Genomic DNA, 24,898 nt, shown 5'->3' on the forward strand with positions numbered 1-24,898 from the left:
CGGCCACTGACAGCCGGTGTCACTCGACCACGTGCCGGCCTTCCGGGCGGGCGCTGCACGAGGCCCGGAAGGAGCAGTGCGCGCAGTGCTGGCCGGCGGTCGGCGTGAAGCGTTCGTCGAGCACCTTGCCTGCGGCCGTGGCCAGCAGGTCGCCGACCCACTCGCCCTCCGCGCCTTCCCCGGCCCTTCCTTCAAGGGGGGCCTGGGCCTGCACCTTGGGCAGGGTCTCGCCACCGTCCCTTTTGGCGGCGCCCTGGCGCAGCTGGACGAGTTCGGCGCCGCCCGGTTCGGGGCGCACCCCGTCGAAGGCGTCGTCGACGGCGCCTTCGCGGACGGCGAGCTGGTAGACGGCGAGCTGGGGGTGGCGGGCCACCTCGGCGGCGGTGGGCGCCTGTTTGCCGGTCTTGAAGTCGACGACGTAGGCGCGGCCCTCGCCGTCGGTCTCGACGCGGTCCATGGAACCGCGGATACGCACTTCGTAGTCGCCCGCCCCGAGGGTCACGTCGAAGTCGTGCTCGCTCGCGACGGGGGTACGGCCGGTGCGCGCGGAGTCGACGTGCCACGTCAGGAAGCGTTCGAGCGCCACGCGCGCGTGCTCCTTCTCCTGCGCCGACTTCCACGGCGCGTCGAAGGCGAGCGCGTTCCACACGGAGTCGAGGCGTTCCATGAGGACGTCGAGGTCTGCGGGGGTGTGCCCGGAGGCGACCTCGTCGGCCAGGACGTGCACCACGTTGCCGAAGCCCTGGGCGGCGGTCGCGGGGGCGTCGGCCTTCACCTCGCGGCCCAGGAACCACTGCAAGGCGCAGGTGTTGGCGAGTTGGTCGAGGGCGCTGCCGGACAGCACGACGGGCTGGTCGCGGTCGCGCAGCGGGACCTTGCTCTCGGTCGGCTCGTACATGCCCCACCAGCGGTGGGGATGGGCGGACGGCACGAGTGGGCGGCTGTCCTCGTCCGTGAGCGCGGCAAGGCGGGCCAGGCGGCGGGCGGCGGCTTCCCTCAGAGGGCCGGAGACGCGCGGGTCGACCGTGGTGGCGCGCAGTTCGGCGACCAGGGCGGCGACGGAGAGGGGACGGCGAGGGCGGCCTGTCACGTCCTTGGGTTCGACGCCGAGTTCGGTGAGGAAGCGGGAGGGCTGGTCCCCGTCGTCGGCGGGGGCCTTCACCGCGGTGACGACCAGGCGGTCGCGCGCGCGTGTGGCGGCCACGTAGAACAGGCGCCGTTCCTCGGCGAGCAGTGCTCCCGGGGTGAGCGGTTCGGCGAGACCGTCGCGGCCGATACGGTCGGCCTCCAGGAGGGAGCCGCGGCGGCGCAGGTCGGGCCACAGTCCCTCCTGGACGCCGGCGACGACGACGAGGCGCCATTGGAGACCCTTGGAGCGGTGCGCGGTCATCAGGCGCACGGCGTCGGGGCGTACGGCGCGGCGGGTGAGGGTGTCGGCGGCGATGTCCTCGGCGTCGATCTCCTCCAGGAAGTTGAGGGCGCCCCGGCCTCCGGTGCGCTCCTCCGCGCGCGCGGAGGTCGCGAACAGCGCGCACACAGCGTCGAGGTCCCGGTCGGCGTTGCGTCCGGCCGCGCCGCCGCGCCGGGCGGCCCGCTCCAGCCGCGTCGGCCAAGGCGTGCCGTTCCACAGGTCCCAGAGGGCCTCTTCGGCCGTGCCGCCGCCCGCGAGGCGCTCACGGGCCTTCCTGAGCAGCGCGCCGAGGCGCTGGGCACCGCGCGCGTACGTCGGGTCGTGGGCGACGAGGCGTTCCGGTTCGGCGAGCGCGCGGGCGAGGAGTTCGTCCGAGGGCGGCGGTACGGGGTTGCCTCCGGCCCGCTCCTCCTCGCGCAGGGCGCGGCCGAGGCGGCGCAGGTCGGCGGCGTCCATGCCGGCGAGGGGGGAGGTGAGGAGCGTAAGAGCGGTCTCCGTGCCGAGCCAGGCGGTGTCTCCCGGCACGGCGGTGCCGGCGTCTCCTGGCTCTTCGGCGCCCGTCTCCTCGTCCGCGCCGGACGCCTCCGCCGTGGCCACCGCCCTGAGCGCCGTCAGGAGCGGTGCCACCGCCGGTTCGTGGCGCAGGGGCAGGTCGTCGCCGTCGATGTCCAGGGGGACCCCGGCGGCCGTGAGGGCGCGCCGGACCGTGGGGATCGTCCGGCCGCCGGCCCGCACCAGGACGGCCATCTCGCCCCAGGGGACACCGTCCTCCAGATGAGCGCGGCGCAGGATGTCGGCGATGTTGTCCAGTTCCGTACCGGCCGTCGGGTACGTGCAGACCTCGACACGGCCTCCGTCGCGGACCGGGGTGAGTGCCCGGTGGGCGCGGACCTTCTCGGCCGGGAGGCGGGTCAGGGGCATGCGCTGGGTGAGGAGACGGGTGGCGGTCAGCGGGACGGCGGCGGAGCGGCGGGACGTCCTGAGGACCTCGACCGGCGCGGGGCGGCCGTCCGCGCGCGGGAAGGCCGCCGGGAAGTCCAGGATGCCGTTGACGTCCGCGCCGCGGAACGCGTAGATCGACTGGTCGGGGTCGCCGAGGGCGACGAGGGTCCGGCCGCCCCCGGCGAGCGCGTGCAGCAGCCGCACCTGGGCCGGGTCGGTGTCCTGGTACTCGTCCACGTAGACGGCGTCGTAGCGGGCGGCGAGCTGCCCCGCGGTGTCGGGACGGTCGGCGAGGAGCACCGCGCGGTGCACGAGTTCCGCGTAGTCGAGCACCCCTTGCATGTCGAGCACGTCGAGGTACTCGGCGAGGAAGGCGGCGGCGGCGCGCCAGTCGGGTCGGCCGATGCGTCGGGCGAAGGCGTCCAGGGCGTCCGGGCCGAGGCCCAGTTCGCGGCTGCGGGCGAGGACCGCGCGGACCTCGTCGGCGAAGCCGCGGGTGGTGAGGCAGGCGCGCAGTTCGTCCGGCCAGCGCACATGGGCGAGGCCGAGCCGCTCCAGGTCGGGCTGGCCGGCGAGCAGCCCGCGTACCGCCACGTCCTGTTCGGGGCCGGAGAGCAGCCGCAGGGGCTCCACGAACAGCTCGCTGTCCTGGTGGGCGCGGACCAGGGCGTAGCAGAAGGAGTGGAAGGTGGTCGCGCGGGGAGCGCGGGCGGCGCCGATGCGCAGCGCCATCCGGTCGCGCAGCTCGACGGCCGCCTTGCGGCTGAACGTCAGCACGAGGATCCGCTCGGGGTCCCCGCCCCGGGCGATGCGGGCCGCCACGGCCTCGACGAGCGTGGTGGTCTTTCCGGTACCCGGGCCTGCGAGGACGAGCAGTGGTCCCCGCTCATGGTCAACCACTGCGCGCTGTGCGGCGTCCAGACGAGGGGGGTCCTGCCGCGTGGGCGGGGTACGCACCAGTCGGTAAGCGCCACGGTCCCCCTGTCGCACCTGAGGGTGCGACAGGCGCCTGGTGGAGGAAGAGGAGCTCACGTGGTTCGCCGGTCCTGGTGGGTGTGCTGGTTGGACGACCGTCGTGCGTGGAGGACGGTGGCCGGGAGGTGAGGGGGACAGGTGCAGCCGACGGTACGCCGACGGGCGGTTCGGAAGCAGGACTTCCGCTTGTTCCCTCCCGCCCCGAGCGCCACCTCGGCCCCACGCCCCACGAACGTACGCCATGGCACGGACGTGCCCGGTTTACCCCGTACGGGCCACAGGTTCCCCTGACGCCCGCCCGATGGCGGAAGCTGTCAGGTGTGACCCTCCGCCGGCTCTCCGCCGTCCCACCGCGCGCGTCTCATGTCGAGGCGCGGCAGATGCCCCTCTGCGGCTCTGCTCGCCTCCTTCAGAGGCGTGCCCTCCGCGCGGTAGTGATCGAGGGCCTCCAGTTCGTGGCCCGGGAGCAGGGCGCCGTCCGCGCGGACGACCCGCCACCACGGAACGGCCCCTCCATAGAGGGCCATCACCCGCCCGACCTGGCGCGGTCCGCCCTCCTCCAGCCACTCGGCCACATCGCCGTACGTCATGACACGCCCGGGCGGGATCTGTTCCGCGGCCTCCAGGACCCGCTCGGCGTACTCCGGCAGGGCGTCCGCCGGAAGGCTCTCGTTGCTCATCCGGCCCATCCTGCCCCACCCCACCGACAATGTGACGAGGCGGCGAGCGTGGGTATTCCTCGCCCCGGAGCGGCGCTTGCGGCAGACTGTGCGCCCCCGCACTGCACCCTGATGCCCCTGTGTGTCAGTGGGGCATGCCACCATCGTGCGGGCGGTGACCGGTGATACGAGACCAAGAAGAGACCATGAAGCAGCAGGGCGTGCACCCCGAAGACGCGGAGGGCACCTCTGAGGTCTCGTCGCGCCCCGGTGCCGACGGCACCGGTCACGAGCCCGAGCGGACACCGGCCGACCCGGCCGCCGACTGCCCCGACGACGACCCCCACGCCGAAGAAGTCGAGGGCGACGAACCGCTGCTCCCCGCGCGCGTGCACCGCCCCTCCGACCTCATGCGGCTCCTGGCGGGCGTCTTCGCGGTCGTCGTCCTGCTCGCGATCGCCGCGTTCGCGCACGGCACCACCTCGGGGCTCGAACAGGACATCAACAAGGGCACCGGCCAGGCGCCCGACCTGCTGATCAAGATCGCGGGTCTGGCGTCGAGCATCGCGATCCTCCTCGTGCCGGTCGCCTTCGCGATCGAGCGGCTGATCAAGCGGGACGGGCTGCGGATCGCCGACGGTGTCCTCGCGGCGGTCCTCGCGCACGGAGTGACCCTCGCCACCGACCTGTGGGTCGCCAAGGCCGCCCCGGACTCCATCCAGGAGGCGCTGACCCAGCCCTCCCCCGGTGACATCCACGCCCTCACCGACCCGGTGCACGGCTATCTCGCGCCGGTCATCGCGTACATGACGGCCGTCGGCATGTCCCGCCGGCCGCGCTGGCGCGCCGTCCTGTGGGTGGTGCTGCTGCTCGACGCCTTCTCGATGCTGGTCACCGGCTACACGACACCGTTCTCGATCATCCTGACGGTGCTGATCGGCTGGTCGGTGGCGTACGGGACGCTGTACGCGGTCGGCTCGCCGAACGTGCGGCCCACGGGGCGCAACCTGATGGCGGGCCTGCGGCACGTCGGTTTCCGCCCGGTGAGCGCGGCCCGTGAGGAGGTGCCGGAGGCCACGGACAGCGGTGACCGGGGCCGGCGCTACTTCGTCACCCTGGAGGACGGCCCCCCGCTGGACGTCACCGTGGTCGACCGGGAACAGCAGGCGCAGGGCTTCTTCTACCGCATGTGGCGCAACATCACGCTGCGCGGCCTGGCCACCCGCAGCAGCCTCCAGTCGCTGCGCCAGGCCCTGGAGCAGGAGGCACTCCTTGCGTACGCGGCGATCGCCGCCGGGGCCAACGCGCCCAAACTGATCGCGACCTCGGAACTCGGCCCCGACGCCGTGATGCTCGTCTACGAGCACACCGGGGGCCGCACACTCGACTCGCTGGACGACGAGGACATCACCGACGAACTGCTGCGCAACACCTGGCATCAGGTCAGGGCACTACAGTCGCGGCGCATCGCGCATCGCAGACTCGTCGCCGACGCGATCCTGGTGGATCGTTCCGGCAAGGTGATCCTCACGGACCTCCGGGTCGGCGAGATCGCGGCCGGGGACCTGCTGCTGCGCATGGACATCGCCCAGCTGGTGTCGACCCTGGGCCTGCGCGTGGGCGCCGAACGCGCGGTGGCGTCGGCGGTCGGGGTGCTCGGCCCGGACGCGGTGGCGGACTGTCTGCCGATGCTCCAGCCCATCGCGCTGTCCCGCTCCACGCGCGCGACGCTGCGCAAACTCGCCCGCGAGCGCGCCCAGCGTCAGCGGGAGGCGGTCCTGGAGGCGTCCCAGCAGGCCAAGCAGGCCCGTCTGGAGGCGGCCCACGCCGACACCGGTCCCGTCGTACTGGAGAAGCCCGGCAAGAAGGCCGTACGGGCGGAGCAGCGGGCCGAGAAGCGGGCCCTCGACGAGGCCCTGGAGGGGGCCCGTGAGGAGGATCTGCTCACCCAGATCCGCCACCAGGTACTGCTGATCAGACCCCAGGCACCGGTCGAACCGGCCCGGCTGGAGCGGGTGAGACCGCGCACGCTGATCAGCTTCATCGCCGGCGCGTTCGGTGCGTACTTCCTGCTCTCCCAGCTCACCCATATCGAGTTCGGCACCCTGTTCGACAACGCCGAGTGGGGCTGGGTCATCGCGGCCGTGCTGTTCTCGGCGCTGAGTTACTTCGCCGCGGCGATGAGTCTGCTGGGCTTCGTACCCGAGCGGGTGCCGTTCATGCGGACCGTGGCCGCGCAGGTCGCCGGGTCCTTCGTGAAGATCGTGGCGCCCGCGGCGGTGGGCGGTGTGGCCCTCAACACACGGTTCCTGCAACGCGCGGGGGTGCGGCCGGGGCTCGCGGTGGCCAGTGTCGGCGCGTCGCAGCTGTTCGGGCTCGGCTGCCACATCCTGATGCTGCTGTCGTTCGGTTATCTGACCGGTACCGAGAAGACGCCGTCGCTGTCGCCGTCCCGGACGGTCATCGCGGGTCTGCTGACCGTCGCGGTGCTCGTCCTCGTGGTGACCTCTGTGCCGTTCCTGCGGAAGTTCGTCGTCACGCGCGTGCGGTCGCTGTTCGCCGGTGTCGTACCGCGCATGCTGGACGTCCTCCAGCGGCCCCAGAAGCTGGTCACCGGTATCGGCGGCATGCTGCTGCTGACCGCGTGCTTCGTGATGTGCCTGGACGCGTCGATCCGCGCGTTCGGCGACGAGACGACCTCGCTCAGCCTCGCCAGCGTCGCCGTCGTCTTCCTCGCCGGCAACGCGCTGGGGTCCGCGGCGCCGACCCCCGGTGGTGTGGGCGCGGTCGAGGCGACCCTGACCGTCGGTCTGATCGCCGTCGGCCTCCCCAAGGAGGTCGCCGCCCCGGCCGTACTGCTCTACCGACTGCTGACCCTGTGGATCCCGGTGCTGCCGGGCTGGCTGTTCTTCAACCATCTGACGCGGAAGGGCTCCCTCTAGGGAGTGCGGTTTCGGGCGGGTGCGCTCAAGGGCGTGCGCGGTACCTCGTACGGCTCGCGCCCCGAGCGCCCCGCCGGGTGCCACCGCAGGATGGGGGCATGCCCAACCCCCTCCGGCCGCGTGCCGCTGCCCTGACGGTCACCGCCCTCCTGCTGGCCTCACTGGTGGCGGGGTGCAGCGACGACTCCGGCTCCACGGACGAGGATCTGTCGGCCCAGAAGCTGAGCTGGAAGGACTGTCCCGCGCCGTCCGAGTCGGAGGGCGGCGGCGATGCGCCGTCCCCGCTGCCGGGTGGCGACGACTGGCAGTGCGCCACCATGAAGGCGCCACTGGACTGGGCCGAGCCGAAGGGCGACACGATCGGGCTCGCGCTGATCCGGGCGGAGGCGAGCGGCGCCGCGAGCAGGCGCATCGGGTCCCTGATCTTCAACTTCGGCGGCCCCGGCGGCTCGGGAGTCACCACGCTCCCCGCGTTCGGCAAGGACTACACGGCCCTGCGCACGCGCTACGACCTGGTGAGCTTCGACCCGCGCGGGGTCGGCCGCAGCGCCGGTGTGCGCTGCGAGGACAACGAACAGCTCGACGTCTACTTCCAGCAGGACGCGACGCCCGACGACGCCACCGAGCGCTCCGAGCTGCTGGACAACACCCGGGAGTTCAACGCGGCCTGCGAGAAGCACTCCAAGAAGGTGCTCCCGCATGTGCGCACCACCGACGCGGCCCGCGACATGGATCTGATGCGCCAGGTCCTCGGCGACGACAGGCTGTACTACTTCGGCATCTCGTACGGCACCGAACTCGGCGGCGTCTACGCACACCTGTTCCCCAAGAGGGTGGGCCGGGCCGTCTTCGACGCGGTCGTCGACCCGACCCAGACCCCCGAACAGGGCTCGCTCGGGCAGGCCAAGGGCTTCCAGCTGGCGCTCGACAACTTCGCCGAGGACTGCACGTCGAAGGTCGAGGACTGCCCGGTCGGCGACACCGCCCAGGACGTCGAGGACCGGATCGCCAAGCTCCTCAAGGACCTCGACGCCAAGCCGATCCCGGGCGTCTTCCCGCGCGAGCTGACGCAGAGCGCGGCGGCCAACGGCATCGCGCAGGCCCTGTACTCCCAGGAGTTCTGGCCCTACCTCACCGCAGGCCTTGAACAGGCCTACGACGGTGACGGCAAGGTCCTGATGCTGCTGTCCGACTCGATGAACGGGCGCAACGAGAACGGGGAGTACAGCAACATCACCGCGGCGAACATCTCCATCAACTGCTCCGACGAGAAGCCGCGTTACACCGTCGCGGACGTCGAGGCGAGGTTGCCCGAGTTCCGCGCCGCCTCGCCCCTGTTCGGCGACTTCATGGCCTGGTCCATGGTCAGCTGCACCGACTGGGCCGTGCCGGGCGCCGCCGACCACCCCGACGTCGACGCGACCGGATCGGCGCCGATCCTCGTCGTCGGCAACACCGGCGACCCGGCCACGCCGTACGCGGGCGCGCGGAAAATGGTGGGAGCGCTGGGTGAGGGCGTGGGGGTCGAGCTGACGTACAAGGGGCAGGGGCACGGCGCGTACGACAGCGGGAACCGTTGTGTGCTGAAGGCGGTGGACGGCTATCTGCTGAACGGGAAGGTACCTGCGGCCGGGACCGTCTGCTCCTAGAAAAACGCAGGTCAGAAGGTTATCCACAGGCTGAAACGGCCTCGGCGTGATCCGCCTACTATGGCCGGACCGCCATCCGCTGACCGAGCGGAGGGCTCGCAGGGGGGAAGTGCGCATGTCTCGTTTCGTACGCTGGACGGCCGCGACCGCCGCCGCGTTGCTGGTGGCCGGCTGTAGCGGTGGCTCTTCCGACAGCGGTGACGACAAGGGCTCCGCCCCGACGCCGTCGTCGGCCACGTCCTCGTCCCGGGCCTCGCCCGGGCTGCCCGCCTCGCTGACCTCGCAGAAGCTCGACTGGGGCCGCTGCGAAGGCACGGCCGACTCCCCCACGCCGGGCAACGACTGGCAGTGCGCGACGCTCAAGGTGCCGCTGGACTACGGGAAGCCGGACGGCGAGACGATCGGCCTGGCCCTCATCCGCGCCAAGGCCACCGGGGGCAGCCGCATCGGGTCCCTCCTGTTCAACTTCGGCGGACCGGGTCAGTCGGGCATCTCCGTGATGCCTTCGTACGCAGGCACGGTCTCCGCACTCCGCGAGCGCTACGACCTGGTGAGCTGGGACCCGCGCGGGGTCGGGGCCAGCGAGGGCGTGCGCTGCCGCAGCGACAAGGAGATCGAGACCGCCGAGTCGGTGGACCCGACGCCGGACGACGCGGCCGAGGAGAAGGCGTACCTCCAGGACGCCGCCGACTTCGGCAAGGGCTGCGAGAAGGCCGCCGGAAACCTCATCGCGCATGTGTCCACGACCGACTCCGCCCGCGACATGGACCTGATGCGCCAGGTCCTCGGCGACACGAAGACGCACTACTTCGGCATCTCGTACGGCACCGAACTCGGAGGTGTGTACGCCCACTTGTTCCCGAAGAACGTGGGACGGCTGATCCTCGACGCCGTGGTCGACCCGAGCGCCGACATGGTGGGGCACGCCAAGAACCAGGCCAGAGGCTTCCAGCGGGCGCTCGACGACTATCTGAAGTCGACGGGCCAGGATCCGGACGAGGGATCGCGGAAGATCGCGGCCCTGCTGAAGCGGATCGACGCCGCGCCGCTGCCCACCTCCTCCGGGCGGAAGCTGACTCAGGGCCTGGCGCTCACCGGCATCGCCGTCACGCTGTACAGCGCGCAGAGCTGGCCGGCGCTGACCGGGGCCCTGGACGCGGCCGAGCAGGGCGACGGCTCGGACCTGCTGGCGCTCTCGGACAGCTACAACGACCGCGACGCGTCGGGCCACTACGGCACGACGACACATGCCCAACGGGTCATATCGTGCTTGGACGACAAGCAGCGGCCGACCGCTGCGCAGACCAAGAAACAACTGCCCGAATTCCGGAAGATCTCGCCCGTGTTCGGGGAGTTCATGGGCTGGGACACGGCCGGCTGGTGCCACGACTGGCCGGTCGCCGGTCAGTACGACACACCGGAGACCAGCGCGCCCGGCGCTGCGCCCGTCCTGGTGGTCGGCAACACCGGGGACCCGGCGACGCCGTACGAGGGCGCGCGCAAGATGGCGGACGAGTTGGGCAAGGGCATCGGTGTGATGCTGACCTGGAAGGGCGAGGGGCACGGGGCGTACGGCAGTGGGAACGACTGTGTCGACTCCACGGTGAACGCGTATCTGCTGGACGGGACGGTGCCGAACGACGGCAAGGTCTGTTCATGACGGCGGCGGGGGCCCCGGGCACCTGTGGTGCGCGAGACCCCCGCCGACCGGACACGACGAACGGGGTGGTGAGTCTTAGGTCAGTACACCGGCTTGTGCGGCTCGATCTGGTTGACCCAGCCGATCACACCGCCACCGACGTGGACCGCGTCCGCGAATCCGGCGGACTTCAGGACCGCGAGGACTTCCGCACTGCGGACACCCGTCTTGCAGTGCAGGACGATCTTCTTGTCCTGCGGGAGGGTCTCCAGGGCGGCGCCCATGAGGAACTCGTTCTTCGGGATCAGCTTGGCGCCGGGGATCGAGACGATCTCGTACTCGTTGATCTCGCGGACGTCGATGATCTCGATGTTCTCGCCGTCGTCGATCCACTCCTTGAGCTGCTTGGGAGTGATCGTCGAGCCGGCCGCCGCCTCCTGGGCCTCCTCGGACACGACGCCGCAGAAGGCCTCGTAGTCGATGAGTTCGGTGACGGTCGGGTTCTCGCCGCAGACCGCGCAGTCGGGGTCCTTGCGGACCTTGACCTGGCGGTACTGCATCTCCAGGGCGTCGTAGATCATCAGACGGCCGACGAGAGGCTCACCGATGCCCGCGAGGAGCTTGATGGCCTCGTTGACCTGGATGGAGCCGATGGACGCGCACAGCACGCCAAGGACACCGCCCTCGGCGCAGGAGGGGACCATGCCCGGCGGCGGGGGCTCCGGGTAGAGGCAGCGGTAGCAGGGGCCGTGCTCGGACCAGAAGACGGAGGCCTGGCCGTCGAAGCGGTAGATCGAACCCCAGACGTAGGGCTTGTTCAGCAGTACGGCCGCGTCGTTGACCAGGTAGCGCGTCGCGAAGTTGTCCGTGCCGTCGACGATCAGGTCGTACTGGCTGAAGATCTCCTTCACGTTCTCGGCCTCGAGCCGCTCTTCGTGAAGGACCACGTTGACGTACGGGTTGATGCCAAGGACGGAGTCGCGGGCCGACTGGGCCTTGGAGCGGCCGATGTCCGCCTGGCTGTGGATGATCTGGCGCTGGAGGTTCGACTCGTCGACCTCGTCGAACTCCACGATGCCGAGCGTGCCCACGCCCGCCGCGGCCAGGTACATCAGCGCCGGCGAGCCCAGGCCGCCGGCGCCCACACAGAGCACCTTGGCGTTCTTCAGCCGCTTCTGCCCGTCCATCCCCACATCGGGGATGATCAGGTGGCGGGAGTACCTGCGGACCTCGTCTACGGTGAGCTCGCCAGCGGGCTCGACCAGGGGTGGCAGCGACACGGGGACTCCGTTGGTCGGTCAATCACTACAGTTGTTCTCCCCGTAACACTGCCACGCCCTTCTTCATTCCGAGACACCCGTTCCGAGGCGCGAGACGATGTCGTCCCAGTAGCCGGGCATGGTCTCCCAGGGATCGGTGCGGCCACCGCGGTCCGTACGGTCGGTGAAGTAGATCGTGGCGGCGCCCTGCCAGCGGGCGACGCGCAGCGCCTCGTCGAGATGGCCGTGCGGCAGTCCGTGCACGAAGTGGCAGAAGCGGTCGGGCGGATGCTCTGCGGTCCACTCGGCCACCTGCGACCAGCGGTAGTCGCTCCAGTGGCCGGAGAACGTGACGAGCTGGTCGCCGTGCTCCTCGTAGGCCGGGTGCGGATGGGTGCCGTGGCCCAGGACGATGTGCGTGTCGTCGTCCGCCGCGCGGAGCGTGTCGACCGTGCGGCCGATCGCCGGGAGCGCGGTGCGGTCGGTCGGGCAGCGGTCCAGGAGGAAGCCGTCGGCCTTGTACCAGTCGCGGTACCGCTGCGCCTCGGCGGCCAGTTCACCGTGTGTGCGGGCCCCGTGGGCCGTGTCGAGGTGGCCGAGGACACGGACGCCCGCGTTGCGCAGTCGGCCGGCGGCCTCCAGACAGCGCGGGTCGGGGCGGCTGCCCGGGCCGTCGGCGACATTGAGGACGACCCAGTGCAGGGGCATGCCAGGCCGAGTGAGTTCGCCCCACTCGGTCGGGGCGAGCAGGGGGTGCGCGAAGCCCGGGATGCCGAAGCCGGTGCGGACGCCGGTGCTCGCGGTGCCCGCTCTGGCGCTGGTCAGATGCGGCATGCCGCCTCCATCCAGATGTCGGCGAGGGACTCCTCCAGGTTGATCCGGGGCCGCCAGCCGAGCCGGTCGCGGGCGGTGCGTACGTCGGCCTGCTGCCAGCTGCCGCAGCCGTCCGGGTACGGGTACGCGGCCGGGGGCGCGTGGTCCGGGTCGGGGCGGGGGTGGCCGATGGACGCCCGCAAGGGGCCGGGCGGGCCGTCGAGTTCGTGCAGCGCGCCGCCGTATCCGGCCACGCGGGCGAGGACGGACGCGGCGTCGCGCAGCCGCACGGCGCGGCCGGATCCGATGTTGATGACGCCCTGCGCGGCCGAGAGCGAGGCGGCGTGGACGGCCCGCGCCACGTCCCGTACGTCGATGAAGTCGCGCTGCGCGCCCAGCCCGCCGAGCTTCAGCTCGCCGTCGCCGGACTGCATCGCGCGGCGCATCGCCTCGGCGAGACGGCCGAGCGGGGAGCCGGCGGGCGTGCCTGGACCGGCCGGCGAGAAGACGCGCAGGACGACGGCGTCGAGGCCGGAGCCGAGGACGAGTTCGGTGGCGGCGAGCTTGCTGACGCCGTACGGGCCGCCGGGGCGGGGCACCGCGTCCTCCGCCGTGGAGGAACCGGGCTGGCTGGGTCCGTACTCGGCGCCGCAGCCGAGCTGGACCAGACGGGCGCCGCAGCCGCTGCGCCGCAGGGCCTCGCAGACGGTGGCGACGGCGACGGTGTTGTGGCGGGTGAGTTCGCGGGCGCCGCCGCGGGTGGCGCCCGCGCAGTTGACGACGACTCCGGGGTGGACGGCGTCGAGGAAGCGGGTGAGTGCGCCGGGGCTGCCGGACGCGAGGTCGAAACGGACGTCGGCGTCGTCGCCGCGGCCGAGGGCGGTGAGTTGCACGGCCGGGTCGGCGAGCAGTCGGTCGGCGACGAAGCGGCCGAGATAGCCGTTGGCTCCGATCAGCAGAACCCTCATCGGACGGCTCCCTCGGCGGATTCTCCGGCTCCGGGTCGGGAGGTGATCATCGGTTTGCTCCTTCTGGGGTTGCGGGTGCGTTCGTGATGGGGGGCCGGGCGATGCTGGATCGGTCACCTGCCGTGGTCGTGGTCCGGGGCGTCATCCGGCCTCACCCGGCATCGCGTGTGCCGACGCCCTGGTCAGCGTGCGGGTCGCGTGGAGCAGGAGGACCAGGGCCGCCCCTCCGCAGGCCGCCGCCGGGATGCCCGCCGCACCCCAGGCGGCCACGACGACGTCCAACGGGACGGCCAGGAAGGCGCAGCCGGGGAGGTGGGACGCGAAGGCGGTGGCCAGGGCCGCCGCCTCCGTCGCCGCTGCCGCGCCGAGGAGCACCGCCGGGGCGTGGGTGAAGCCGTGTGCCGTGAGGAGGCGGGCCAGGAGGAGCAGGGCGCCCAGGGTGACGGTCGTGGTGTAGGCCGCCGGTGCGTGCAGGACCGTTCCGGAGACGGCCACGAGCGCCGCCAACATGCCGAGGAACAGGGCGAACGTGCCCAGGAGGAGGGGTTTGACTGCTGCCGTGAAGTCGGCCAGGCCACGGCTGGCGGCCAGTTTGCGACGGGCTCCGCGCGCGAAGAGGTGGGCGCACCAGGCCGCCGGCGCGCAGGCCGCGGTGAGGGCCAGCACCGGGGCGGTGGCCAGGTCACCGGCGGCGGCCGGGATTCCGTCCAGGCCGCCCGTCAGCGCGGCGGTGAGCAGGTCGTCGCCCAGGAGGGCGTATGCGAGGAGCCAGTAGGTCCACGCGCGCGTGGACGCCGGGGTGTGGCTCGCGTAGGTGCCGGGGGGCGCCGGGTGGGACCTGGGGCCCAGCGGCCCCCGGCCGAGTGCCGCGCGTACGGCCAGCGCCACGGCCAGGGCGCCCAGGGTCGCCACGGCGAGCCGGACGCGGCCCTCGGTGAGGTGCAGGCCCGTCACCGTCGCCGCGCACAGGGCGCCCGGCAGCAGCGAGAGCAGGACCCAGTCGGCCCGTACGCGGGGTGCGGCCGGCGGGGTGGTCTGCGGTGCCGTTTCTGCGTCCCGGGAGACCCTGGCGTACATCTCCTCGGCCAGGGAGAACACGTCCCGGTGGCGGAAGCGGGCGGCGGTCCGGTCCGTGACGCCGTGGGCCTCCAGGCCGGCGGCGATCTCCAGCGGGTCCACCGCGCGCTCGCACAGCTCACGGTGTCGGTGCATGAGCGCCTTCACGGGGTCCGCGGTGCCTCGGCGCGCGGTGCGGGTGGAGGGTGCGGCCGTCCGGTCCTGCGCCCGGGTGTCCTGCGCGTTCGTCTCTGTGCCTGGTGCGGTCGTCTCCGTGTCCGGTGCGTCGGTCTCCGTGGCGCCCATGAGCCATTCCTCCGAGCTCTCGTCCCAGGCTCCGGGGCTGTTCGGTGTCCCAGGGCGGTCCAGTTCTCCCAGCTCGCTCATCGCGCGCCCTCCCCGGCCGGTACGGGGGTCGCCTGTACCGGTGCGGATGCGCGTCCTGTCGCCCAGCTGGGCCCGCCCCGGGCCACCACGCCTATGCCGGCCTGCGTCCAGCGGCCGGCGACGTGGGCCTCCGCGGGGACGGCGAACGGGAGCGGTTCTCCGGTGCCGTCGAGGACCACCTTGTTGACGGGGCTGCGCGAGACGACCTCCAGGTAAATGCCGTGAAATGCCGCGATGTTCTGCTCGACGGTGAACAGTTCGAGGGCACGGGCGCGGGCGGCGGCGCCCAGGCGCTCCCGTCGCGCCGGATCCTGCAACAGCGCCACGCACGCTTCCGCGAGCGCCTTCGGATTGCGCGGCGGCACCACGAGGCCCGTACCGCCGATGATCTCGACCACCGCGCCCACGTCCGTCGACACGGTCGCCCGGGCGCAGAACATGGCCTCGACGAGGCTGATCGGGAAGCCCTCGACCACGCTGGACAGGACGACGACCGCGCCCGCCGCGTACGCCTCCGCGAGCGTCGGCGCCTCCGGGCCGCCGATCTCCTCGAAGGACACCGGGTTGTCGCCGACGGCGTGCATGCCGTCGGCCTCGTCGGGGAAGAGCTGCGCGGCCAGCGCCTTGCAGTGGCCGAGATACGCCTCGCTCTCGGCTCCGGCGGCCGCGCCGATGATGCGCAGGCGGGTCTTCGGCTCCTCCTTGCGGACCTCCGCGAAGGCGTGCAGGAGGGAGATCAGGTCCTTGGCGGGCTCGATACGGCCGACCCAGATCAGCGTGCTGGGGTCCGCGGTCTCCGGCGACTCGCCCACTTCCGCGAAGTGGGACGCGTCCATGCCCGGGTACACGGTGCGCAGCTTCTCCCGGTCGGCCCCGCATCTCTCCTGCCAGCGGCGGGTGTGCGTGTTGCCGGGGGTGACGAGCCCGGCCTTCCGGTAGGTCTCCGAGGCGAGCCTGCCGTGGAAGGCCGCGAGCAGGGACCGTACGGCGGGGGTGCTGTCGTCGGCGCCCGAGGCGAGGTAGTGCGCCCGCAGCGGGACCCCGTACTCCGTGACCAGCAGGGGCACGCCGGAGAAGTGGTGGGCGAGCAGTCCGGGGAGCGCCGCCGGGCCGCCGCCGGCCGCATGGCACAGGTCGACCGAGCCGAGCCCGTCGTCCTCGTACCAGTCGAGCGAGAGGGGGCGCAGGGCGCGCTCCAGGTACGCGGCGACGGTGAGCAGATCCGGGACGCGCGCTTCGCGCGCCGCTCCCAGCGCGCTGGGCGCACGACAGGCGCGCTCCAGGGCGCGTACGGCGGCTTCGGAGCGGAGCGCTCCCACCAGCCCGCCCTCGTCCCGGGCGAGTTCGGCCAGTCCGTACAGCGCGCTGCCGAAACGGTCCGCCTCAGCGGTGGACGTGTCCGGTCCGTCCGACGCGTTGCCCGCGTCGGGTCCTGCGCACAGCGCTGCCGCCAACTCGCCGTAGCACTCGGCGAACCGGCGGCGCGCGCGGCGGCCGTACGCCACCCCGTCGTCCTCGGCCGTCCAGAGCGGAGCGGTCCGGACCCGGCTGACCTGCGGCGGCAGCTCGATCCAGCCCTCGTCCTCCTGCCGCTCACTGCGGCTGAGCGCGTATATGTCGAACTCGTGCCCGCCGAGCCCGCGCACGAGCCGGTCGCACCAGAGTCTGGCGTCACCGCTCACATACGGATAGCCACCCTCCGTCAGCAGTCCGATGCGCACGAGCACACCCCCGATCTCCCGTATGGGGAGCCGCCGTTGACCCGGCGGCTCGCAGCGGGACGAACGTATGCGGACATGGCGGTGGTGCGACGGACGGTTGTCCGTCGCACCACCAAAAGGGGTGAACGGTCGTAACTTTCCCGAACGAATCGCGTTCCGTCGCGCTAAGGGATCACTCCCACACGCATGGTCACGAACGGGCGTACGGTCAGGCCGGGGTCAACTCCCGTCGTGCGGTGCGCCGTCGGGCCGCGATCTCCGGGTCCAGAGCGGGTACGGCGGCCAGCAGCTGCCGGGTGTAGGGGTCCTGCGGATTGTCGTACACCTCGTCGGCGGGGCCCGACTCGACGATCCGTCCCCGGCGCATCACCGCGACGCGATCGCTGACCTGGCGTACGACGGCGAGGTCATGGGCGACGAACACCAGCGCGAGGCCGAGTTCGCGCTGGAGTTCGCCGAGCAGGGCGACCACCTGGGCCTGCGTCGTGACGTCGAGCGCCGAGACCGGCTCGTCGCAGACGATGACGCGCGGTTCGGCGGCCAGCGCCCGTGCGATGCCCACGCGTTGGCGCTGGCCGCCACTGAACTCGTGCGGATAGCGGTCGAAGTGCGCCGGGTCGAGCCCCACGCGCTCCAGCAACTCCCCCACGCGCTCCCGTACGCGCCCCTCGTCCCTGTCGCCGCGTGCCCGCAGCGGGTCGGCGATCGACTCGCCCACGCTGCGGCGGGGGTTGAGGGAGGAGACGGGGTCCTGGAACACCATCTGCACGGCCGGGCCGACCCCGGACCGCAGGCGACCCTCGTAGCGCACCTCGCCGGCCGTCGGCTCCAGCAGCCCGACCAGCATCCGCCCGAGCGTCGTCTTGCCGCTGCCGCTCTCGCCGACGACCCCGAGGGTCTCGCCCCGGCGCACGGTCAGCGACACGTCGTCCACGGCCGCGAACGCCCGTTTCCCGCGCCCGAACTCGCGCCGCAGGCCGGTGGCCTCCAGCACGACCTCCTCGGAGCCGGAGGCGTTCCCAGGGAGCCGCCTCGCGTCCACGCGCGGTACCGCGGCGAGCAGTTCACGGGTGTACGTCTCGGCAGGCGCCCCCAGTACGGCGGCGACCGGGCCGTGCTCGACGGCGCGTCCGTGCCGCATCACCAGCACGTCGTCGACGCTCTCCGCCGCGACGCCCACGTCGTGCGTGACGAGCAGCAGCCCCATGCCGGTCTCCTCGCGCAGCGCGTGCAGCAGGTCGAGGATCTGGGCCTGGACGGTCACGTCCAGCGCGGTCGTCGGCTCGTCGGCGATCAGCAGGTCGGGCTCGCAGGCGAGCGCCATCGCGATCAGCGCACGCTGGCGCATCCCGCCGCTGAACTCGTGCGGCCGGGACCGGGACCGCCGTACCGCGTCCGGAATCCCGACGCGGTCCAGTACGTCGACGGCACGCGCGCGTGCGGCACGCCGGGACGCCTTCGTGTGCACCCGGTACACCTCGGCGATCTGGTCGCCCACCGCGTAGTAGGGGTCCAGGGACGACAGCGGGTCCTGGAAGACCATCGCCGCCTTCGCCCCGCGCAGCCCGCGCAGTTGGGCCTCGGACGCGTGCTGTACGTCGGTTCCGGCGACCCGGATCGCGCCGCCGACCTCCGCTCCCGTACCGCGGTGCAGCCCCAGCAGGGCCGACGCGACCGTGGACTTGCCCGAGCCGGACTCGCCGACCAGGCCCAGCGCGGCGCCCTTGGCGAGCCGGAACGACAGCCCGTCCACGGCCCGCAGGGAGCCGAAGGCGACCGTCAGGCCGTCGACCTCCACGAGAGCCGCGTCCCGCGGGCCTTCCGCCTGAGCCTCGATTGAGGCCTTGTCCAGGCTCATACGAGCACCACCCGTCGATCGGCCACCGCGTACAGCACATCCGCGACGGCGTTGGCGATGACCACGAAGAATCCGGTGACCAGGACCATGCCGACGACCACCGGCAGGTCGACGACCTTGACCGCGTCGACGAGTTCCTGTCCGATTCCGGGCAGCCCGAAGAGCGACTCCGTCAGTACCGCGCCGCCGAACATCGATCCGAAGTCCGTGGCGTTCAGGGCGATCAGCGGAGCCACCGCACCACGCAGCGCGTGCCGCCCGATGATGGACCGCTCCCCGACGCCGTACGCGCGGAAGGTGCGTACGTGGTCCTCGGCGAGGGTCTCCAGCATCGACGCCCTGGTCAGCCGGGCGTACTTGGCGGACTCGATGAGCGCGAGCGACAGCCAGGGCAGCAGCAGGTTCCAGGCCCACTGCTCGGGGTCGTCGACGAAGGGCACGTACTGCGGGAACGGCAGCAGCTCCAGCTGGCCGCAGACGACGATCATCAGGATCAGTCCGATGACGAAGACGGGAGTGGCCGTGCCGGCGAGCGTGAGGCCGGTGAGGATGCGCTCGGTGGGCCGGCCTCGCCGCCAGGCTGAGAGCACTCCGGTGCCGACGCCGATGAGCAGCCACAGCGCCATCGCGCCGAGCGCGAGCGAGCCGGTGACCGGCAGCTTCGCCAGGATCAGCTCGGTGACCTGCTGGTCGGTCTGGTACGACAGGCCCAGGCAGGGCGCCGAGCAGTGCTGGACGGACGTACCGGTCGAGTAGTCCTGGCCGGCGAAGATGCCCTCCAGGAAGTGCCAGTAGCGCAGGTACAGCGGGTCGTCGAGGCGCAGTTGCTCGGCGACCTGGTGCACCTGGGCGGGGGAACAGCGCGGGCCGCAGGTGATCTGGGCGACGTTGCCGGGGGCGACGTAGAAGACGACGTAGATGATCACCGAGATGGCGAGGAGGGTGACGATCGCGCCGACGACACGGCGGGCCACGAAGCCGCCGAAACCGGAGATGTTCATGCCCCGGCCCCCTTCTCCGATGCGACCCCGGCCTTCTCGGACGGGACGCTGTCCGTCGTGACCTTGGCCTCGCGCCTGCGCCCCGTCCCGATGCGCAGTCGCGAGGCCGCGCGCGGGTCGAGGGCAGTGCGCACACCGTCACCCAGGACCGTCAGCGCCAGGACGGTCACGAAGAGCGCGCCCGCAGGCAGCAGCAGATACTGCGGTGCCGCCTGGTACCAGACGTCGGCGGCGGTGATCATCTGCCCCCAGGACGGCGTCGGCGGCTTCACACCGACCCCGAGGAAGGACAGCGCGGCCTCGACCGTGATGTTCAACGGGAAGAGCAGCGCCGCGTACGTGATGACGGGCGCGGCGAGGCCGGGCAGCAGTTCGCGGCGGGCGATGCGCCAGGGACCCCAGCCGCTGAGCCGGGCCGCGGCCACATAGTCCAGCTGTTTGAGGGTGAGCGTCTGGGCGCGGACGATCTTCGCGACCCCGCCCCAGGCGATCAGCCCGATGACCAGGGCGACGAGCACGGGCCGCGGGAAGCTGCTGGGCACGATCGCCAGCAGGGCCAACGACATGATCATGAGCGGCAGGGCGATGATGACATCGGTGAGACGGCTCAACAGTTGATCAACCCATTGACCGCCCAGCGCGGACGCGATGCCGACCACGACACCGATCAACACCTGGACGAGGGTTGCCGCGAGCGCGACCCCCAGCGAGACCCGGGCCCCGTAGACGAGCCGGGCGAACAGATCGCGGCCCGTCTGCGGTTCGACGCCGAGCCAGTGGTCGCCGCTGATGCCCCCGAAGGAGCCGATCGGCACGCCCCCGCGCGCGGAGTCGACGAGGTCTGGGTGGTACGTGGTCGGGTCCTGGCCCTCGATGGCGGTGAACAGCGGCGCGGCGAGCGCGACCAGGACGAGCAGCGCGACGACGGCCGCCGCGACAAGGGCGGCGCGCTGCGCACGCAGCCGCCGCCAGAACTGACGGGCCGCCGAGCCCGCCGGGACGGGTGTCGAACCCGTCCCGGCGGCCTGGGAGGCGAGAAGAACCTCGCTCACGGCTTCGGCTACTTCACCGCGACCTGGGAGATGTCGAGGACACCCGTCCAGTCGCTGATCACGATGTTCTTGACGTCCTTGCCGTACAGCCGCTTGTAGACGGGGTGGAACAGCGGCACGGTCAGTGCCTGCTCGCCGATCTTGCTGTCCAGTGCGCCCCACCTCTTGGCGGCAGCGTCAAGATCGGTCAACTTGTTGATCGCGTCAATCTCGGCATTGACGGTCTTGTCGTTGAGGAAGCCGGTGTTGAAGTTCGCACCGTCCTTGACGATCTGCCGGCCGTCGAAGATCGGGGCGAGGAAGGGACCGCCGGAGGGCCAGTCGGCACCCCAGTGGGCGAGGAAGAACCCGGGCTCCTTGTTCACGTCGTGGATCGTGTCGGAGTAGTCGTTCTCCTCCAGCCCCCGCAGCTTGACCGTGATGCCGGCCTTCTTGAGCGCGTCCTGGACGGCGGTCGCGATCTCCGGGCTGGTCTCGAAGTCCTTGGCGTTGGAGTGGGTGAGGGTGACGGTCAGCCCGTTCGGGTAACCGGCCTCCTTCAGCAGCTCCTTGGCCTTCGCCGCGTTCCCGGACGCACCCGCCGGGAAGTGGTCGTACGGCGTGTACCCGAAGGACTTCTGGTTCGGCAGATAGGTGGTGGCGGCCTCGGCGAGCGACGATCCGCCGGCCGCGTTGATGACGCTCGTGCGGTCGACGGCGTACGAGATCGCCTGGCGCACCTTGATGTTGTCGAACGGCTTGATCTTCGGGTTGAACGCTATGTAGTTGGTGTAGCCGAAGTGCCCGGTGCCGACCCGCGCCGCCAACTCCTTGTCGCCGGTGACCTTGGCGAGTTCGGCCGGGCCGAGGTTGGTGTCCGTGGTGACGGACGCGGCGTCCGCCCCTTGGGACGCCGACAGCCGCTGGTTGATCACCGAGGAGTCGAGCCCTGACCGTACGTCGATCTTGTCGGGGTACGCCTTGCGCTCGGCGTCCGTGGCGGCCGACCAGTAGGTGTTGCGCTCCAGGATCAGCCGCTCGCCGTCGCCCTCGTTGCTGACGACCTTGTACGGCCCCGACGAGATCGGGTGCTCCTCGTACTTCGTACCGGTGTCCTTGGCCTTCGGGACCGGCGTGAACTGCGTCTGCGTGGCCAGGTAGGGGAACTCGCCCTCGGGCTTGTCGAGGTGGAAGACGATCGTGAGGTCGTCCGGCGTCTCGATCGCGTCGAGCCCCTTGCCCTTGTCCTTGTAGGGCCCCTGGTAGTCGGCGGCGCCGATCAGCCAGTCCCTCAAGTAGGGCGCGCCGCCGGAGAGTTCAGGGGCGAAGGAGCGCTCGATGCCGTACTTGATGTCGGCGCTGGTGATCGCCGTACCGTCCTCGTACTTGAGGCCCTTCTTCAGGGTGTACGTCCACACGGTCGCGTTCTCGCTCGGGCGCCCGGTGTCCGTGGCCAGGTCGGGGACGACTTCCGCGCCCGCAGCCCCGCTCTCGCGGTTGCGCGTGGTGAGCGTACGGAAGACGAGCGAGGGGACGTTTCCGCCGCCGGAGGTGTACAGCCGGGCGGGGTCGAAGTCGTCCTGCGGGTTGGAGTTGAGGACGGTGAGCGTGCCGCCCTTCTGTGGCTCGGAGTCGCCGCTCGCGCCCTTGGCATCGTTGTCTTTCGGCCCGCACGCGGCGACGCCGGCGGCCAGGACCAGGCTGACGGACACCGCTGCCACACGGCGCTTTCTGACGGACGGTTGGCGCATCGGAAGACGACCTCTCGAATGATGAGACGGAATGACGAGGAATGAGACGGAAGAGGACACACGTCTGCCCGGGCGTCGGGTCGCATCAGGTCGTGGTCGACCGAAGAAGTCGACCGAAGAAGGAAATGGTGAACGTCGCGACACGCACGCCGGGGGCGGGTGTCAGCGACAGAGAATGTCTGCCACGCAGAGTGGGGTCACGCCGATCAGCGCCAGCTCGATGGCTGCGCGTTCGACATCATGACTAGACCACATGCGCAAAAATATGAACGAACTTTCCACCCGTGTCAACGTGACTTCTGAGCCACGGGTCAACTCCCGGGATACGGCCAGGGATTGGGCAGGCAGTGGATCCCGTCGTGGTCGAGGAACTTGGTCTGCTGCTGCATCACGGGAGCCAGCTCGCCGTCCTTGTCGCAGGTCACATGCCCATTGCCCAGCCGGTGGCCGACCTCGTGGTTGATCAGCATCTGCCGGTACGCGTAGATCTTCTTGTCGCCGTAGGTCTCGGACCCCTGTGCCCATCGGTAGGCGTTGATCATCACGCGCTCGGTGGCGGTCGAGTTGCAGGACACGTTGTCCTCGGTGGTGTCGAGCCCAGACTTGGCGCACCAGAAGGCGGTGGTGCCGGGGCTCGCCAGCGTGATCACGAAGTCGGGCTGGCCGGAGGAGATCCGCTCGAACGTACGACCACCGCCGTGGGCCCAACTGCGGTCGTCGTTGAGCGTCTTCTGCACGGCCTGCGCGAACAGCGTCCCGTCGAGCCCGAGCCCCTGCTCGACGTCCACGCGGTATGTGTACTTCTGCCCGGTCCCGGGCGCCTTGGCGAACCCGCGGATCGCGTCGAACTTCCCCGAGCCCTTGAGGGTCGCCCCGAGCGCGTACGTCTTGGCCATCTTCTGGTCGTACGTCAGTGTCGTGACCGCGGCCGGCGCGTCGGACGCGGAAGGGGCGGCGTCGCTGTCCGCCGCGGAGTCCTCGGAGCCCCGTACGTCCTGGCCCGAGCCGTTCGCGGTCTGGGTGCGCACGCCACCGTCGCTGTCCTGGCCGTCGGTGACCTGCCCGGCCACGACGACCGCCAGCACGGTGGTGACGGCGGCAGCCGCGATCCCGGCGAACGCCCGCCCCTTGGCACCGCCCTTGCCCTTGACGGGCTCGGCGGGCGGGACGTACCCGTCGCCCGCGTCGGCCTCGGACTCCCACGTGGTGACGTCCCCGTAGGGATCGGCGGAGTGGCGCGCCCGGGCGCGCGGCGCGAAGAGGTCGACGTCCTCGGCGCCGGACGTACCGACTCCGTCGAAGGCGTCGACGTACGCCTGCCGAGGTCCCCGCGCGTTCGGGGGCGCGGAACGCTGACCCGGTATGGCCGGCCCGGTGCCGGTCCGCGTGCCCAACTCGCCCCAGCCGCCGCCGGTTTCCCGCTGCTCGGGATGCCCGCCTCGCCGGATGCGGGGAAAGCCGTGGGCAGGGGTTCCGTCCGGGAAACGCGGCATCCCGTGTGCCGGGGTGCCGTCGGGCAGACGCGGGAAGCCATGAGCGGGCGTACCTTCAGGAAACCTCTGGGGCCGGCCCTGTTGAGGCTGCTGCCGCTGCTGAGACTGCGGAATCTGCTGAGGTCGCTGCCCTTGTTGTGGTTGCTGTCCCTGCTGAACCACAGGGATGTTCGCCGTGTCGCCCTTACTGGCGCTGCCGCCGGTACGGCCGCGACGGCTGTGACGTCCCACCTCGCGTCTCAGCTCCCCGCGTTCGCGGCGTCGGCCCGGCTGCCGACGGTCCTCGCTGCCACAGTACCGGTATCCGCTGTCAACTCATCTGTGTCCCCGAGCAGTTCACGAAACGCCGATGCCACCGTCTCCGGGTACTCCATCATCGCCACATGTCCTGCGTCGGGCAGCGAGAGCAGCCGGGAGTCACGGAAGGTGCGTGCCGCCCGCTGGGCCATGCGGTAGGAGACGAGCTGGTCACGGCCGCCGTAGACGAGGAGCGTCGGCGCGAGCACCCGCTCGGCCTGGCGCCACAGACTGTGCTGGCCGCCGAGCGTGTACGCGTTCACGATCCCGCGCGAGGAACGCGTCATCGCGTCCCAGAAGTACGGCAGTTGCAGCCGTCGTTCCATCTCTTCGACCGCGTGGCGGAATCCCTCGGGTGTCACCTGCTCAGGATCGCCGTAACAGAGCGCCGTGACACCGCGGACGCGCTGTTCGGCGCTCCACTGCGCGGTCATCCGGGTGAACAGCCGGGCCACGCCGGGCAGGGCGAGCAGCGCGGTCGGCACCGCGGTGCGCTGCACGCGGACCTCCGGCAGCGCGGGCGAGACGAGCGTGAGCGTCCGGACGAGGTCGGGCCGCACCGCCGCGACGCGCGTCGACACCGCGCCGCCCATCGAGTTCCCGAACAGGTGCACGGGCCCGCGCCCGGAGGCGTCGAGGTAGCGGATGACGGCACGCGCGTGCCCGGTGATCGAGTAGTCGCCGTCGTCCGGTGGCGGAGAGTCGCCGAAGCCCGGCAGGTCGAGCGCCTCGCTGTCGACGATCCCGTCGTGCAGCTGCATGAGCGCCGACCAGTTCTGCGAGGAACCGCCCAGGCCATGGACGTACAGCGCGGGAGGCAGTCCCTCGCGCGCGGGGGGCCGCGACCGCACGGTCAGGGTGATCCCCGGCAGCCCCACCGAGCGCAGCCGCTCACCCTCCGCGACCCTGACGGGCGCCACTTTCGGCAGCACATTGGTGGCCGGTACGTACGGCGGCTCGGTCGAAGACATGCGGCAATGTTACGAGACGATCACGCAGTGGCTCGTGTGTTCGGCGTCACAGGCGCGCGTCCCGCCCGTCCGGGA

The 24,898-nt window shown here is 71.5% G+C and carries 17 protein-coding genes; 3 read left to right on the forward strand and 14 right to left on the reverse strand.

Translation table 11 applies throughout. The features are described 5' to 3' along the window. Nucleotides 1-19: 19 nt before the first annotated feature. Both OG787_RS15175 and OG787_RS15180 read right to left on the reverse strand, forming a co-directional pair. Nucleotides 20-3,385, reverse strand: a complete 3,366-nt coding sequence (locus OG787_RS15175; protein ID WP_405535491.1) for an ATP-dependent helicase — start codon at nt 3,383-3,385, stop codon at nt 20-22. A gap of 257 nt (nt 3,386-3,642) precedes the next feature. Continuing rightward, nucleotides 3,643-4,008: an MGMT family protein gene (locus OG787_RS15180; RefSeq protein WP_369036330.1), complete on the reverse strand. Its 366-nt coding sequence runs from the start codon at nt 4,006-4,008 to the stop codon at nt 3,643-3,645. Nucleotides 4,009-4,193: 185 nt separating this feature from the next. Between OG787_RS15180 and OG787_RS15185 the strand changes: the two genes are divergently transcribed. The 3 genes from OG787_RS15185 to OG787_RS15195 all read left to right on the forward strand — a co-directional run bounded on the left by OG787_RS15185 (nt 4,194) and on the right by OG787_RS15195 (nt 10,238). Then, nucleotides 4,194-6,929: a YbhN family protein gene (locus tag OG787_RS15185; RefSeq protein ID WP_405535492.1), complete on the forward strand. Its 2,736-nt coding sequence runs from the start codon at nt 4,194-4,196 to the stop codon at nt 6,927-6,929. A gap of 98 nt (nt 6,930-7,027) precedes the next feature. After that, a complete protein-coding gene (locus OG787_RS15190; protein WP_369036332.1) occupies nt 7,028-8,578 on the forward strand; it encodes an alpha/beta hydrolase in 1,551 nt (516 codons plus the stop codon). 115 nt (nt 8,579-8,693) lie between these two features. Then, nucleotides 8,694-10,238 carry an alpha/beta hydrolase gene (locus OG787_RS15195; RefSeq protein ID WP_405535493.1) on the forward strand — a complete coding sequence of 515 codons (1,545 nt, stop codon included), beginning with the start codon at nt 8,694-8,696 and terminating at the stop codon, nt 10,236-10,238. 80 nt (nt 10,239-10,318) lie between these two features. On the opposite strand, the gene moeZ is transcribed toward OG787_RS15195, so the two are convergent. The 12 genes from moeZ to OG787_RS15255 all read right to left on the reverse strand — a co-directional run bounded on the left by moeZ (nt 10,319) and on the right by OG787_RS15255 (nt 24,823). After that, nucleotides 10,319-11,497 carry an adenylyltransferase/sulfurtransferase MoeZ gene (gene moeZ, locus OG787_RS15200; protein ID WP_369036334.1) on the reverse strand — a complete coding sequence of 393 codons (1,179 nt, stop codon included), beginning with the start codon at nt 11,495-11,497 and terminating at the stop codon, nt 10,319-10,321. Between the two features lie 63 nt (nt 11,498-11,560). After that, nucleotides 11,561-12,310, reverse strand: coding sequence for a spherulation-specific family 4 protein (locus OG787_RS15205; RefSeq protein ID WP_405535494.1), 750 nt, complete (start codon nt 12,308-12,310; stop codon nt 11,561-11,563). Continuing rightward, nucleotides 12,298-13,257: an NAD(P)-dependent oxidoreductase gene (locus OG787_RS15210; protein WP_235474996.1), complete on the reverse strand. Its 960-nt coding sequence runs from the start codon at nt 13,255-13,257 to the stop codon at nt 12,298-12,300. Before OG787_RS15210 ends, OG787_RS15205 begins: the two co-directional genes overlap by 13 nt. A gap of 141 nt (nt 13,258-13,398) precedes the next feature. Then, entirely contained in the window at nt 13,399-14,700 is a 1,302-nt protein-coding gene (locus OG787_RS15215; RefSeq protein ID WP_405535495.1) for a hypothetical protein, read from the reverse strand. After that, nucleotides 14,697-16,421 (reverse strand): DUF3492 domain-containing protein, encoded by a 1,725-nt coding sequence (locus tag OG787_RS15220; protein ID WP_405540492.1) that lies wholly within the window; start codon nt 16,419-16,421, stop codon nt 14,697-14,699. The genes OG787_RS15215 and OG787_RS15220 overlap by 4 nt, the downstream gene beginning before the upstream one ends. 208 nt (nt 16,422-16,629) lie before the next feature. Further along, nucleotides 16,630-18,279 (reverse strand): dipeptide ABC transporter ATP-binding protein, encoded by a 1,650-nt coding sequence (locus OG787_RS15225; RefSeq protein ID WP_405535496.1) that lies wholly within the window; start codon nt 18,277-18,279, stop codon nt 16,630-16,632. Continuing rightward, nucleotides 18,276-19,274, reverse strand: a complete 999-nt coding sequence (locus OG787_RS15230; protein WP_405540493.1) for an ABC transporter permease — start codon at nt 19,272-19,274, stop codon at nt 18,276-18,278. The genes OG787_RS15225 and OG787_RS15230 overlap by 4 nt, the downstream gene beginning before the upstream one ends. 2 nt (nt 19,275-19,276) lie before the next feature. After that, the gene (locus OG787_RS15235; protein ID WP_405535497.1) at nt 19,277-20,332 is read right to left on the reverse strand and encodes an ABC transporter permease; all 1,056 of its coding nucleotides are present in this window, start codon (nt 20,330-20,332) and stop codon (nt 19,277-19,279) included. An 8-nt stretch (nt 20,333-20,340) separates the two neighbouring features. Then, on the reverse strand, nt 20,341-22,062 hold the full coding sequence (locus OG787_RS15240) for an ABC transporter substrate-binding protein (RefSeq protein ID WP_405535498.1): 1,722 nt from the start codon (nt 22,060-22,062) through the stop codon (nt 20,341-20,343). 162 nt (nt 22,063-22,224) lie between these two features. Then, nucleotides 22,225-22,317 carry an Ms4533A family Cys-rich leader peptide gene (locus OG787_RS15245; protein ID WP_369036348.1) on the reverse strand — a complete coding sequence of 31 codons (93 nt, stop codon included), beginning with the start codon at nt 22,315-22,317 and terminating at the stop codon, nt 22,225-22,227. A gap of 56 nt (nt 22,318-22,373) precedes the next feature. Then, complete coding sequence (locus tag OG787_RS15250; RefSeq protein WP_405535499.1) at nt 22,374-23,555, reverse strand: DUF3152 domain-containing protein; 1,182 nt, start codon at nt 23,553-23,555, stop codon at nt 22,374-22,376. 239 nt (nt 23,556-23,794) lie between these two features. Further along, a complete protein-coding gene (locus tag OG787_RS15255; protein ID WP_369036340.1) occupies nt 23,795-24,823 on the reverse strand; it encodes an alpha/beta fold hydrolase in 1,029 nt (342 codons plus the stop codon). Between the last annotated feature and the right edge of the window lie 75 nt (nt 24,824-24,898).

It is taken from the genome of Streptomyces sp. NBC_00075, from assembly GCF_045041225.1.
GTDB classification, from domain to species: Bacteria; Actinomycetota; Actinomycetes; order Streptomycetales; family Streptomycetaceae; genus Streptomyces; species Streptomyces adonidis.

Coding starts and splice junctions, on each gene's coding strand:
- OG787_RS15195 (WP_405535493.1), top strand. CDS start 8,694: ATGTCTCGTTTCGTACGCTGGACGGCCGCGACCGCCGCCGCGTTGCTG.
- OG787_RS15180 (WP_369036330.1), bottom strand. CDS start 4,008: ATGAGCAACGAGAGCCTTCCGGCGGACGCCCTGCCGGAGTACGCCGAG.
- OG787_RS15205 (WP_405535494.1), bottom strand. CDS start 12,310: ATGCCGCATCTGACCAGCGCCAGAGCGGGCACCGCGAGCACCGGCGTC.
- OG787_RS15190 (WP_369036332.1), top strand. CDS start 7,028: ATGCCCAACCCCCTCCGGCCGCGTGCCGCTGCCCTGACGGTCACCGCC.
- OG787_RS15245 (WP_369036348.1), bottom strand. CDS start 22,317: ATGTGGTCTAGTCATGATGTCGAACGCGCAGCCATCGAGCTGGCGCTG.
- OG787_RS15210 (WP_235474996.1), bottom strand. CDS start 13,257: ATGAGGGTTCTGCTGATCGGAGCCAACGGCTATCTCGGCCGCTTCGTC.
- OG787_RS15185 (WP_405535492.1), top strand. CDS start 4,194: ATGAAGCAGCAGGGCGTGCACCCCGAAGACGCGGAGGGCACCTCTGAG.
- OG787_RS15255 (WP_369036340.1), bottom strand. CDS start 24,823: ATGTCTTCGACCGAGCCGCCGTACGTACCGGCCACCAATGTGCTGCCG.
- OG787_RS15240 (WP_405535498.1), bottom strand. CDS start 22,062: ATGCGCCAACCGTCCGTCAGAAAGCGCCGTGTGGCAGCGGTGTCCGTC.
- OG787_RS15225 (WP_405535496.1), bottom strand. CDS start 18,279: ATGAGCCTGGACAAGGCCTCAATCGAGGCTCAGGCGGAAGGCCCGCGG.
- OG787_RS15250 (WP_405535499.1), bottom strand. CDS start 23,555: ATGCCGCGTTTCCCGGACGGAACCCCTGCCCACGGCTTTCCCCGCATC.
- OG787_RS15215 (WP_405535495.1), bottom strand. CDS start 14,700: ATGAGCGAGCTGGGAGAACTGGACCGCCCTGGGACACCGAACAGCCCC.